The organism is Streptomyces sp. CB01201 (assembly GCF_002803085.1).
GTDB classification, from domain to species: Bacteria; Actinomycetota; Actinomycetes; order Streptomycetales; family Streptomycetaceae; genus Streptomyces; species Streptomyces hundungensis.
In genome coordinates this window covers 172,402-184,703 of sequence record NZ_NNBJ01000003.1, presented here as the reverse complement: position 1 = coordinate 184,703, position 12,302 = coordinate 172,402, and the positions used below count along the sequence as shown (strand labels likewise).

General features: G+C 71.3%; 10 protein-coding genes. 6 read left to right on the top strand and 4 right to left on the bottom strand.

Annotated features, from left to right (window positions below):
- Positions 1-173 precede the first annotated feature (173 nt).
- Complete coding sequence (locus CG740_RS08835) at positions 174-617, top strand: cupin domain-containing protein (RefSeq protein WP_100574451.1); 444 nt, start codon at positions 174-176, stop codon at positions 615-617.
- Positions 618-734: 117 nt separating this feature from the next.
- Here CG740_RS08835 and CG740_RS08830 read toward each other — a convergent pair whose 3' ends face one another.
- Positions 735-2,042: an MFS transporter gene (locus CG740_RS08830; RefSeq protein WP_199846381.1), complete on the bottom strand. Its 1,308-nt coding sequence runs from the start codon at positions 2,040-2,042 to the stop codon at positions 735-737.
- A gap of 70 nt (positions 2,043-2,112) precedes the next feature.
- The gene (locus CG740_RS08825; RefSeq protein ID WP_100574450.1) at positions 2,113-2,664 is read right to left on the bottom strand and encodes a methylated-DNA--[protein]-cysteine S-methyltransferase; all 552 of its coding nucleotides are present in this window, start codon (positions 2,662-2,664) and stop codon (positions 2,113-2,115) included.
- A 249-nt stretch (positions 2,665-2,913) separates the two neighbouring features.
- Between CG740_RS08825 and CG740_RS08820 the strand changes: the two genes are divergently transcribed.
- From CG740_RS08820 to CG740_RS08800, 5 genes are all read left to right on the top strand, one after another.
- Positions 2,914-3,786: an MHYT domain-containing protein gene (locus CG740_RS08820; RefSeq protein WP_100574449.1), complete on the top strand. Its 873-nt coding sequence runs from the start codon at positions 2,914-2,916 to the stop codon at positions 3,784-3,786.
- A gap of 51 nt (positions 3,787-3,837) precedes the next feature.
- Positions 3,838-5,970: an excinuclease ABC subunit UvrB gene (gene uvrB, locus CG740_RS08815; RefSeq protein WP_100574448.1), complete on the top strand. Its 2,133-nt coding sequence runs from the start codon at positions 3,838-3,840 to the stop codon at positions 5,968-5,970.
- A gap of 166 nt (positions 5,971-6,136) precedes the next feature.
- The gene (locus CG740_RS08810; RefSeq protein ID WP_100574447.1) at positions 6,137-6,715 is read left to right on the top strand and encodes a TerD family protein; all 579 of its coding nucleotides are present in this window, start codon (positions 6,137-6,139) and stop codon (positions 6,713-6,715) included.
- A gap of 204 nt (positions 6,716-6,919) precedes the next feature.
- Positions 6,920-8,839: a TerD family protein gene (locus CG740_RS08805; RefSeq protein ID WP_100574446.1), complete on the top strand. Its 1,920-nt coding sequence runs from the start codon at positions 6,920-6,922 to the stop codon at positions 8,837-8,839.
- 278 nt (positions 8,840-9,117) lie between these two features.
- Complete coding sequence (locus tag CG740_RS08800) at positions 9,118-10,098, top strand: TerC family protein (protein ID WP_100574445.1); 981 nt, start codon at positions 9,118-9,120, stop codon at positions 10,096-10,098.
- Between the two features lie 19 nt (positions 10,099-10,117).
- On the opposite strand, the gene CG740_RS08795 is transcribed toward CG740_RS08800, so the two are convergent.
- A complete protein-coding gene (locus CG740_RS08795) occupies positions 10,118-11,404 on the bottom strand; it encodes an MFS transporter (RefSeq protein WP_100574692.1) in 1,287 nt (428 codons plus the stop codon).
- Positions 11,405-11,638: 234 nt separating this feature from the next.
- Positions 11,639-12,295: an MBL fold metallo-hydrolase gene (locus CG740_RS08790; protein ID WP_100574444.1), complete on the bottom strand. Its 657-nt coding sequence runs from the start codon at positions 12,293-12,295 to the stop codon at positions 11,639-11,641.
- Positions 12,296-12,302 lie beyond the last annotated feature (7 nt).

Below are 12,302 nucleotides of genomic sequence, written 5' to 3'. Positions count from 1 at the left end.
TGGCACGCCCGGACGCCGGGTAAACGTCGCGCAACTCCACGTTGCGGGGGGGCGGGTTCGGCGGTCGCGCACCGGGCGGGCGGCCGTGCTGGACAGACTGTCGTGCCGGGCCCCGGCGGCCTGGTCGTCCTGTCGGTCCACCGCAGTGCCGGTCGCGGCTAGATTGACCCGTCATGAGCACCACGGACCATGCCACCGCCGCCGCACCCACGAGCCCCGCACCCACGAGCCCCCAGTCTCAGGACCGGGAGGCTCAGGACCGGGAGCCGGCCGGACCCGCCTCCTTCGCCGTACGCATCCCCGACGCCGAGCTGGAGCCGGAGCCGCTGGACCCGGAGCAGATCGTGTCCGGCGCTCCGGAGGTGACGGGGAAGGTGCTGTGGGAGTCGGCGGACGGGAAGCAGATCCGAGGCATCTGGCAGATCACACCGGGCGTGGTGACCGACACCGAGGCCGACGAGTTGTTCGTGGTCGTCAGCGGGCGTGCCACCATCGACGTGGCGGGCGGCGACACCCTGGAGGTCGGCCCCGGTGACGCGTGTGTGCTGCGCGCGGGCGACCGCACCACATGGACCGTCCACGAGACGCTCCGCAAGGCGTACCACATCAGCCTGTAGCGACCGGGGCGCAGCTGCTGCACGGCTGCACGGGTGCACGGGTGCACGGGTGCACGGCTCCATGGATTCACGGGTTCATGGATTTCACGGGTCCATGGATTCACGGATCCGCGTTGATCACTCCGCGGTGGCCGGCCGGGCGTTCTCCCTCGTGCCGTGTCGTCGTGACGTGAAGAGGGCGAGGCCCGCCATCGGCAACAGCAGCGCGGCACCGGCTGCGTTCAGCCAGCCGTAGCCGGCGCGGGCCACGATCAGGCCGGCCGTGAGCCCGCCGAGACCCGCCGCCACGTTCATGGTCAGATCGCACAGGCCCTGCACGGCGGCCCGCGCGGGCCCCGGCACCGAGTCGGTCAGCAGGGCCGAGCCGGAGACGAGCCCCGCGGACCAGCCGAGGCCGAGCAGGAAGAGCCCGGCCATGGTCTGGCCGTGACTCGTGCCCGCTGTGCCCGCCAACAGGGCGGCGCAGCAGAGCAGTCCGGCCGCGAGGCCGATCACCGAGAGCCGCCCCAAACGGTCGGCGAGCCAGCCCATCACGGGCGAGAACGCGTACATCCCCGCGATGTGGACGCTGATGACGAGCCCGATCAGCTGGATGTCCGCGCCGTGCCGGGTGAGGGCGACCGGTGTCATCGACATGATCGACACCATGGCGGTGTGGGACACGGCGACCGTGACGAGTGCCAGTCGGGCCCGCGGCGACCGCCTGACCGCGCTCACCCCGGCCCGCAGCGAACGCGCCGCCGCGGAGTGCGCCGCGCTGCCGTCCAGGGCGCGGGCGGTCAGCAGCGGATCCGGCCGCAGCAGTACGGCGACCAGCACGGCGGAGAGCAGGAACACCCCGGCCGCCCAGACGAACGGGCCCGCGGCCGCCGGTATGCCGAAGCGGGTGACGCTGTGGCCCGCGGGGGCGGCGATGTTGGGACCGAGCACCGCGCCGATCGTCGTCGCCCACACCACGGTGGAGATCGCCCGGGCCCGCCGGGCCGGCTCCGCGAGGTCGGCCGCGGCGTACCGGGCCTGGAGGTTGCCGAGGGAGCCCGCGCCGAACACGGCCATGCCGCACAGCAGCAGCGGAAAACTGCCGAGCACGGCGCCGGTGACCACGACCGCGGCTCCGGCCGCCCCGAGGAGATAGGCGAGCACCAGACCGGGGCGGCGCCCGCGCCGGGTCATCAGGGCGGCCAGCGGCATCGCGAGGAGCGCGGGGCCGGCCACCATGGCGGCGGAGGCGAGCCCCGACAGGGCCTGACTGCCACTGATCTCGGCGGCCAGCACCGCGGCCAGCGCGATCCCGGTGGCGTTGGCGAGGCCGCCGAGTATCTGGCTCGCGATGAGCACGGCGGTTGTGCGGCGCCGTATCGCGGGAAGTGCCGCCGCGTCGGGCACCGCACGGCCGGTACCCGCGGCGTCGGGGAGTGTGGTCACCGGCGCAGTGTGCCAGCCCGTACCGCCGCTGGAAACGGGCGGGCCGGGCGGGCCGGGGGAGCGCGGTGGCTCAGAACAGCGGTCGCGGAAGCACTCCTTCGAGCGCGAGCAGTTGCCGCTTGGTCTCAAGACCGCCGCCGAATCCGCCGAGCCCGCCGTGGCTCTCCACCACACGGTGGCAGGGAACCACCACGGGCAGCGGGTTCGACCCCATGGCCGCGCCGACGGCTTGCGCCGCCCCGGGCTGGCCGACCCGGTCCGCGAGGTCGCCGTAGCCCACCACCGTCCCGTACGGCACGCCCGCCGCGAGTTCGCGCAGGACCTGGCGGTTGAACCCGGACGAGAGCGACCAGTCCAGCGGCAGCGTGAACGCGCGCAGTGTGCCGTCGAAGTAGGCCTCGACCTGGCGTATGGGCTCCTCCAGGGGGCCCGGACGGCCGGGCACGGCCGGGGCCGGCTCGGCGCCGAACCGGGTGGCGAGGGCGCCCACGGCCCGCTCGCACACCGGATCCTCGGCGTGGAACACCACGTTGACCAGGCCCTGGCCGGTCGCGGCCAGGAACAGCGGGCCGATGTCGCTCCCGACGACGGTCCACTCGACGAACTGCGCAGTGCTGCTCATGCCGACCACCGTACGACCGCCCACTGACAACGCCGTGTGCCCGGCGGCTCCCGGGGGCTCCCGGCGGTCCGACGGCGGGGTGCCGGTCCTGACGGATCCGCTCGGATGGCAGGGCCACGCGTACCCGGAGTCGATAAATTGCCCGGAAAATGTTTGCCTGTCGCGCAGCGAGCCCTAATGTCGCCCCGAGCCAGGGTCGCACCAGGAGTAGGGCCTCTTCAGTCGGCACGGGGTGAAGGGCACACGAGTATGCACGGGACGGTAGACGGATTCAGCTACGGCCTGGTGACGCCGGTGGCGGCGTTCATCATGGCCTGCCTCGGGGGAGCACTGGGGCTGCGCTGCACCGCAAGATCCCTGCGGGCCGGGCGCTCCTTCAAGGCTGCCTGGCTGGCGCTCGGCGCCACGTCCATAGGGTCGGGCATCTGGACCATGCACTTCATCGCGATGATGGGCTTCTCGGTCCACGAGGTGCCGTTCGGCTACGACCGGGGCATCACGTTCGCCAGCCTGGCCGTCGCGATCGTGATGGTGGGCATCGGCGTCTTCATCGTCGGCTACCGGGGCGCCACCCCCATGGCGCTGGTCACCGGCGGCACCATCACCGGACTCGGTGTCGCCACCATGCACTACCTGGGCATGGCCGGGATCAGGATGAACGGCGAGTTCCAGTACAACACCGTCGTCGTCAGCGTCTCGGTGGTGATCGCGGTGGTGGCCGCCACCACCGCCCTGTGGGCGGCCGTCTCGGTGCGCGGCTTCCTCGCCAGCCTGGCCGCCAGCCTCGTCATGGGCGTCGCCGTCAGCGGCATGCACTACACGGGGATGGCCGCGCTCAGCGTCCAGCTGCACAGCGGCGCCGCCGGTGCGCCGCCGCCGGCCGGCGGGGAGTCGTCCGCCGCGCTGCTCGCGCCCATGCTGATCGGTCCCATCGCCTTCCTGGTCCTGGCCGGGGTCGTCGTGATGTTCGACCCGCTGGTGGTGATGGGCAAGCCGGACTGGGAGAAGCGCCCGCCGCGCGCGATCCCGGCGCCCCGGCACCGCCCGTCCTTCCCCGAGCCCACCAGCTGGGCGGCGTCCGAGCCCCCGCGCGAGGGCTCCGCCTCGCCGCACGACTGGTGAGCGGACCCCGATCGGACCGCGGTTGTCAGTGGCGGGTCGTACGGTGGTTGCATGCGGCCCGTTTCCAAGATCGAACGTACGGTGGCGCCCTTCGAGGTCGTCAGTCCCTACCAGCCCAGCGGTGACCAGCCGGCGGCCATCGCCGAGCTGGAGAAGCGCATCCGTGCAGGTGAGAAGGATGTCGTCCTGCTCGGCGCGACCGGCACCGGAAAGTCGGCGACGACGGCCTGGATGATCGAGAAGCTCCAGCGCCCCACGCTCGTCATGGCGCCGAACAAGACGCTGGCCGCCCAGCTGGCCAACGAGTTCCGCGAGCTGCTGCCCAACAACGCCGTCGAGTACTTCGTGTCGTACTACGACTACTACCAGCCCGAGGCGTACGTCCCGCAGTCGGACACCTACATCGAGAAGGACTCCTCGATCAACGAGGAGGTCGAGCGCCTGCGCCACTCGGCGACCAACTCGCTGCTCACCCGGCGGGACGTGATCGTCGTCGCGTCCGTCTCCTGCATCTACGGCCTCGGCACGCCGCAGGAGTACGTCGACCGCATGGTGCCGCTCAAGGTCGGCGAGGAGATCGACCGCGACCAGCTCCTTCGCCGCTTCGTCGACATCCAGTACACCCGCAACGACATGGCGTTCGCCCGCGGCACCTTCCGGGTGCGCGGCGACACCATCGAGATCTTCCCGGTCTACGAGGAACTGGCCGTCCGCATCGAGATGTTCGGGGACGAGATCGAGGCCCTGTCCACCCTCCACCCGATCACCGGCGAGATCATCAGCGAGGACCAGTCGCTGTACGTCTTCCCCGCGAGCCACTATGTGGCGGGTCCGGAGCGCATGGAGAAGGCCGTCAACGGCATCGAGAAGGAGCTGGAGCAGCGCCTGGCCGAGCTGGAGAAGCAGGGCAAGCTCCTGGAGGCCCAGCGGCTGCGCATGCGCACCACCTACGACCTGGAGATGCTCCGCCAGATCGGCAGCTGCTCCGGCGTCGAGAACTACTCGATGCACTTCGACGGCCGTGACCCCGGCACCGCGCCCAACACCCTGATCGACTACTTCCCCGAGGACTTCCTGCTGGTCCTCGACGAGTCGCATGTGACCGTGCCGCAGATCGGCGCGATGTACGAGGGCGACGCCTCGCGCAAGCGCACCCTGGTCGACCACGGCTTCCGGCTGCCCTCGGCGCTGGACAACCGGCCGCTGAAGTGGGAGGAGTTCCTCGGCCGCATCGGCCAGACCGTCTATCTGTCGGCCACCCCCGGCAAGTACGAGCTCTCGCGCGGCGACGGCTTCGTGGAGCAGATCATCCGCCCGACCGGCCTGGTCGACCCGGAGGTCGTGGTCAAGCCCACCGAGGGCCAGATCGACGACCTGGTGCACGAGATCCGTCAGCGCACCGAGAAGGACGAGCGCGTCCTGGTCACCACCCTGACCAAGAAGATGGCCGAGGACCTCACGGACTACTTCCTCGAACTGGGCATCCAGGTGCGGTACTTGCACAGTGACGTCGACACCCTGCGCCGCATCGAGCTGCTGCGCGAACTGCGGGCCGGCGAGTACGACGTCCTGGTCGGCATCAACCTGCTGCGTGAGGGCCTCGACCTGCCCGAGGTCTCGCTGGTGGCGATCCTCGACGCCGACAAGGAGGGCTTCCTGCGTTCGGGCACCTCCCTGATCCAGACCATCGGCCGTGCGGCGCGAAACGTCTCCGGCCAGGTCCACATGTATGCGGACCGCGTCACCCCGGCGATGGAGAAGGCCATCGAGGAGACCAACCGGCGCCGCGAGAAGCAGATCGCGTACAACAAGGAGAAGGGGATCGACCCGCAGCCCCTCCGCAAGAAGATCAGCGACATCGCCGCGAGCATCGCGCGCGAGGAGGTCGACACCGAGGAGCTGCTGGGCACCGGATACCGCCAGGGCAAGGAGGGCAAGGCGGCGAAGGCCCCGGTGCCCTCGCTCGGCGGCAAGGCGGCCAAGAGCACCAAGGCGGCCAAGGGCGCCAAGCAGGAGCTCACGGACCGGCCGGCGGCCGAACTGGCGGGAATCATCGAGGAGATGACCGACCGGATGCGCGCCGCTGCCGCGGATCTCCAGTTCGAGGTGGCGGCCCGGTTGCGCGACGAGGTCGGTGAGCTGAAGAAGGAGCTCCGCCAGATGAAGGAGGCGGGCCTCGCCTGAGGCGTCCGCGCGGGGGGCCGGGGCCGTGCGTGTGCGGTGTGTTGCAACACCGACACAAAATGGCCCCGGCGCGGGCGCGCGGCCCGCGCGACTGCGTAGGGTCGGGCGAGAGAACGTACAACAACGCAAAGCATGTCAAGAACGACACATGGGGAGGGGACAGCGCGTGACGGTCAATCTGTCCAAGGGTCAGGCCATCAGCCTGGAGAAGCAGGGTGGCGGCACCCTGACCGCGGTGCGGATGGGGCTCGGCTGGCAGGCGGCTCCGCGCCGGGGCCTGTTCGGCAAGCGGACGCAGGAGATCGACCTGGACGCGTCGGCGGTGCTCTTCGCCGACAAGCAGCCCGTCGACGTGGTCTTCTTCCGCCACCTCGTCAGCGACGACGGCTCGGTCCGGCACACCGGTGACAACCTCGTGGGCGGCGCCGGGCAGGGCGGCGACGACGAGTCGATCCTGGTCGACCTCTCGCGCGTGCCGGTGCACATCGACCAGATCGTCTTCACGGTGAACTCGTTCACCGGCCAGACGTTCCAGGAGGTGCAGAACGCGTTCTGCCGCCTGGTCGACGAGACCAACGGCCAGGAGCTGGCCCGCTACACGCTGGACGGCGGCGGCCAGTACACGGCGCAGATCATGGCCAAGGTGCACCGCGCGGGCGCCGGTTGGCAGATGACCGCCATCGGCAACGCCGCCAACGGCCGCACCTTCCAGGACCTGATGCCCGCGATCCTGCCGCACCTCTGACCGTACGTCCGGTACCGGACACGGCGGTGCCTGGACCGCGGTCCGCAGCACCGAGTACCGCGGTCCGCAGCACCGGACACCGAAGCACCGAAGCACCGAAAACGCAGCACCGCAGCTCCCGGAGGCACGACGCCGTCGGGAGCTGCGACGCAACCGCGTCCGCGGCATACGCACCACCATCAACTCGACGAGGGGACAGAGGCGATGACGGCCGAGCTGGTACGGGGACAGAACCACCCCCTGCCCGGGACGCGACTGGAGATCCGGGTGTCGGCCGGCACCCCGGTCGTGGCCGGCGCCACCCTCGGCGACGAGCAGGGCCGGGTGCACGGGGCGGAGCGGGTCGCCCACCCCGGCTCACCGACCCTGCCCGGTCTCGAAGTCTCCCGGCAGGCCGCGGCCGACCACCGCCTCGCGGTGGATCTGGAGGCCCTGGGCGAGGGCGTGCACCGGGTCCATGTGCTGCTCGCGCTGCCGCACGGCACGGCGGGCCCCAGCCGGTTCGCCGCGGTGGCCGCCCCCTTCGTCGCCGTCACCGCACTCGACGGCACCGAGATCGCCACCTTCACCCTCACCGGCCTCGGCGCCGAGACGGCCGTCGTGGCCCTGGAGCTCTACCGCCGTCAGGGCGCCTGGAAGATCCGCGCCATCGGCCAGGGGTACGCGGGCGGCCTCGCCGATCTCCTCGCCGACCAGGGCCTGCCCGAGGCCGGGCGCCTCGCCGCCACCATCCAGGACGCCATCGCGCTCGGCGCCTCCCGCTCGGTCGCGGCGCCCCCGCAGCGTACGAGCGACGACGCGAGGGTGCGTACGCCCGCGCCCGGGGCGCCCGGCGGCGCCGACGCGGCCGACGCCGAACCGCCCGCCGCGGTGCCCCCTCAGCCGGTCGGCGACGGCGGTCCGATCAACTACGCGCACCCCCGGCGCCGGACCGGCGCGCCCCCGGCGCCCGCCCCGGTCGCGCCGCCCGCGGCACCCGGTGAGCCCGCGCCGCCCGTCGCGGGCGACGCCTCCGGCTGGTCGATGGACGAGCGGCTCTACAACCAGGTGTGGGGCATGTTCGAGGACCTGGCCAGGACGGTCGCCGCCTACCGCAGCGCCGTCGACTTCGCGGACTCGCGGATGGAGCAGGAGCTGGACCGCGCCCTGTCCGATCCGCGCGGCCGGATGGGACAGGCCGGGGACCGGGCGCGCGAGGAGGCCCACGCCAAACGGGAGGAACTCGTCGGCCGGGCCAGGGAGGTGCTCGACCGCGATCTCGCCCAGCTGGCCGCCGAGTCCGAGGTGGTCGAGCCGGCGCTGCCGCCGGCGTACGCCCGCTGGGACAACCCGGTGTGGCACGCCTACCGGGTGCCGATGGAGCTTCCGATGGCCCTGCGCATCGGCGAACTGACGTTGCCCGAGCAGCCGGAGCTGCGCATTCCGATGCTGATCAGGCTGCCCCTGGAACGAGGTCTGTGGATCGACTCCGGGCGCGGCGGCTCCGACGAGGCCGTTTTCCTGGACCCCGACCGGGTCAAGGGCCTCGCGGTCGACACCGCGGTGGCGGTCGCGGCCCGGCTGCTCGCGGTCTATCCGGCCCATGAGTTCGCCGTCCACGTCATCGACCCGGCCGGCTCGGCCGCCGGCCGGCTCGCCCCGCTCACCCGGGCCGGGGTGCTCGCCGCACCGCCCGCGGCGGGCGCGGCCGGAGTGTCCGCGATGCTCGCCGGGCTCACCGAGCGGGTGGACCTGGTCCAGATGGCGGTGCGGGCCGGGGCGGGCGCCGACGCGCTGCCGCCCGGCATGGACACCGCCGAGCAGCTGCTCATCGTCAACGACTTTCCGCACGGCTTCGACGACCGGGCCCTCAACCAGCTGCGCTACCTCGCGGACGAGGGGCCCTCGGTCGGCGTACATCTGCTGATGGTGGCCGACCGCGAGGAGGCCAGCGAGTACGGGCCCGTCCTCCAGCCGCTGTGGCGCTCGCTGCTGCGCCTGACGCCGGTCCCCGACGACCACCTGGCCGACCCCTGGGTGGGGCACGCCTGGACGTACGAGCCGCCTCTCACGCCGCCCGGCAGCCGGGTCCTGGAGCAGGTCCTCGGCCGGGTCGGCGAGGCGCGCGCGGCCTGGCCGCACTGAGGCCCGCCTGCCGCGGCCACTCGGCTGTCAGGACCAGAACGGACGCCCCCGACCTGGCCTTTTGGTTCTCCTTTACCAATCTCTTTACCATTTCTTGGTTGTTCGGGTAGGCTTCCTCTCAGCGGAGGGGAGTACTCCCGACTGCGGCGTTCCCGTCAATACGGACCCACGGGACGGGTCCCGGGGCGCCGGCCCGCGGCGCGAGGGAAGGCGCCCGGGTGGAAGAGACCTCCGGCAGCGACGACGCTGATCAGTAGCCGTACGACGCCGGAGGCGCAGTGGACGTTTCAATGACTCTGTGGGTGCTGACCATTCTTGGTCTGTGTGCCCTGATCGCGGCCGACTTCTTCATCGGGCGCAAGCCCCATGACGTGTCGGTCAAGGAAGCCGGCGTCTGGACCGTGGTCTGGATCGTGCTGGCCGCGCTCTTCGGCCTCGGCCTGTTGTTCTTCGGCAACAGCCAGGCGTCGGGCGAGTTCTTCGCCGGCTTCATCACCGAGAAGTCGCTCAGCGTCGACAACCTCTTCGTCTTCATCCTGATCATGGCGAAGTTCTCGGTGCCCTCGCACCTCCAGCAACGGGTGTTGCTCTTCGGCGTGTTGATCGCCCTCGTGCTGCGAGCGATCTTCATCGCGGCCGGTGCCGCGGTGATCGCCAACTTCTCCTGGGTCTTCTACATCTTCGGCGCGTTCCTCATCTACACGGCCTGGAAGCTCATCCAGGAGGCGCGCTCCGGTGACGAGGAGGAGGAGTTCGAGGAGAACCGCCTGCTGAAGTCCGTCGAGAAGAAGTTCGGCGTCGCCGACAAGTACCACGGCACCAAGCTCTTCGTACGGAACAACGGCAAGAAGATCATGACGCCGTTGATGGTCGTCATGCTCGCCATCGGCACGACCGATGTGCTGTTCGCGATGGACTCGATCCCCGCGATCTTCGGCCTCACCCAGGACCCGTACATCGTCTTCACCGCCAATGCCTTCGCCCTGATGGGTCTGCGTCAGCTGTACTTCCTGATCGGCGGACTGCTCAAGAAGCTGGTCCACCTCAGTTACGGCCTGTCGGTGATCCTCGGCTTCATCGGCGTGAAGCTGGTGCTGCACGCCCTGCACGAGAACGGGGTGAACGTTCCGGAGATCTCCATCCCCGTCTCGCTGGGCGTCATCTGCGGTGTGCTGGTCATCACCACCATCACCAGCCTCATCGCCGCGAAGAAGCAGGCGGCGGCCGAGCAGCCCCAGAAGGACAGCATCGGCGCCTGACTGGCAGCGGGGCGGCCCCCTATACCGGGGCCGCCTCCGGCTCCGCCCCGGGTCCCGGCTGCGCCACCGGCGCCGGCCGGGTCTCGGGGAGCAGTGCGAAACAGGCCAGGCTCAGCAGCCCGATGCCGGTGAGATACGCGGCGACACCCCAGGGCGGGCCCTCGCCGCGCGACAGCGCCGTGGCCACGATCGGGGTGAGGGCGCCGCCCACGACACCGCCCAGGTTGTAGCCGACGGCGGCTCCGGTGCACCGCACCCGCGGTTCGTACAGCTCCGGCAGATACGCCGCGATCACCGCGAACATGGAGATGAACGCCAGCATCGCGCCGAGGAATCCGGCGAACATCAGCAGAGGCTGGGCGGTACCGAGCAGCGCGATCATCGGGAACATCCACACCACCGTGGCGGCGCAGCCCACCAGGCACAGCGGCCGGCGCCCGTAACGGTCGCCGAGCAGCGCCGCCGCCGGGGTCAGGGCGCCCATGATCGCGACGGCGGCCATGACGCAGGTCAGCATCACGGTGCGGTCGACGCCGAGCCGTTCGGTCGCGTACGCGAGCGACCAGGTCGACACCGCGTAGAAGACGGCGTACCCGATCGCGAGGGCGCCCGCGGTCAGCAGCACCAACCGCCAGTGCCCGCGCGCCACTTCGAGCAGTGGCAGCCTGACCGGCTCGCCCATCTCGTGGAACTGCGGGGTCTCGGCGAGCGAGGTGCGCAGCAGCAGGCCGCCGAGCGCGAGCAGCCCGGCGCCCCAGAACGGTACCCGCCACCCCCAGTCGCGGAACTGGGCGTCGGTCAGACCGGCCGACAGGGCGAGGACGATCCCGTTGGCCAGCAGGAAGCCGAGGGACGGGCCGATCTGCGGAAAGCTCGTCCACAGTCCGCGCCGGTGGGCGGGCGCGTGCTCGGCCGTGAGCAGCACCGCCCCGCCCCATTCGCCGCCGAGCCCCAGACCTTGCAGGAAGCGAAGCACCAGGAGCAGCACGGGTGCCGTGATGCCGATCGAGGCGTACGAGGGCACACAGCCCACCGCCACCGTCGCGAGGCCGGTCAGTGCGAGCGAGGCGAACATGACCGGGCGGCGCCCGTAGCGGTCGCCGATGTGCCCGAAGACGACCGAGCCGAGCGGTCGGGCCAGGAAACCGGCCCCGAAGGTGCCGAAGGCGGCCAGGGTGCCCGCGAGCGCGGAGAACGTGGGGAAGAACAGCGGGCCCAGGACCAGGGCGGCGGCCGTCCCGTAGACGAAGAAGTCGTAGAACTCGATCGCGGTGCCGGCGAGCGAGGCGGCCGCGAGGCGGAGCATCGAGGGGGGAGCGGGGGACTGCGGTGCTGTGGTGGTGCTCATGCCGCGCCAACTACCCGGGGTGATCATGCGTTACGGGGGCGCGCGGGGGTTCGGTGGGCGGCGGGCGGGAGCACGCGCGCGCGGCCGGTTGTCAGTGGCGGGTGCCACCATCGGGGCATGGACATCTTCGACGCCCCGAACGGGCCGGCTCCCCAGGCGGGACCGGCGGCGGAGCCCGCCGCCGGCCGGTGGCTACCAGCCGCGCGCGTGCCACTCGGGCAGATGCGGGCGCTCGTCGCCGAGGGTGGTGTCGTTGCCGTGGCCGGGATAGACCCAGGTCTCGTCCGGCAGGGCGTCGAAGAGCTTGGTCTCGACATCGCGGATGAGGCTCGCGAAGGCCTCGGGGTCCTTCCAGGTGTTGCCCACGCCGCCGGGGAAGAGGCAGTCGCCGGTGAATACATGGGGGTGCCCGTGCGGGTCGTCGTAGACGAGGGCGATCGAGCCCGGGGTGTGGCCGACGAGGTGGCGCGCGGTGAGCTCGACGCGGCCGACCCTGATCGTCTCGCCGTCCTCGACCGGCACATCGGTCGGCACGGGAATGCCCTCGGCGTCGTAACGCCCCGCGTAGGTGCGCGCGCCCGTCGCCGCGACCACCTCGGCGAGCGCCTGCCAGTGGTCGCCGTGGCGGTGCGTGGTGACGACGGACGCGATGCCGTCGTCACCGATCAGCGTGAGCAGCGTCGCCGGATCGGCGGCCGCGTCGATGAGGAGTTGCTCGCCGGTGGCGCGGCAGCGCAACAGATAGGCGTTGTTGCCCATCGCGCCGACCTCCACCTTGGAGATCATCAGATCCGTCAACTCGTGCACATCGGCGGGACCGCCGGCCTTCACCGCTCCGCTGTACGTCATGGGCTCA

Bases quoted from the DNA above. Each gene is read 5' to 3' on its own strand.
- CG740_RS08835 (WP_100574451.1), top strand. From the start codon at position 174: ATGAGCACCACGGACCATGCCACCGCCGCCGCACCCACGAGCCCCGCA.
- CG740_RS08825 (WP_100574450.1), bottom strand. From the start codon at position 2,664: ATGAGCAGCACTGCGCAGTTCGTCGAGTGGACCGTCGTCGGGAGCGAC.
- CG740_RS08820 (WP_100574449.1), top strand. From the start codon at position 2,914: ATGCACGGGACGGTAGACGGATTCAGCTACGGCCTGGTGACGCCGGTG.
- uvrB (WP_100574448.1), top strand. From the start codon at position 3,838: ATGCGGCCCGTTTCCAAGATCGAACGTACGGTGGCGCCCTTCGAGGTC.
- CG740_RS08805 (WP_100574446.1), top strand. From the start codon at position 6,920: ATGACGGCCGAGCTGGTACGGGGACAGAACCACCCCCTGCCCGGGACG.
- CG740_RS08795 (WP_100574692.1), bottom strand. From the start codon at position 11,404: ATGCTCCGCCTCGCGGCCGCCTCGCTCGCCGGCACCGCGATCGAGTTC.
- CG740_RS08790 (WP_100574444.1), bottom strand. From the start codon at position 12,295: ATGACGTACAGCGGAGCGGTGAAGGCCGGCGGTCCCGCCGATGTGCAC.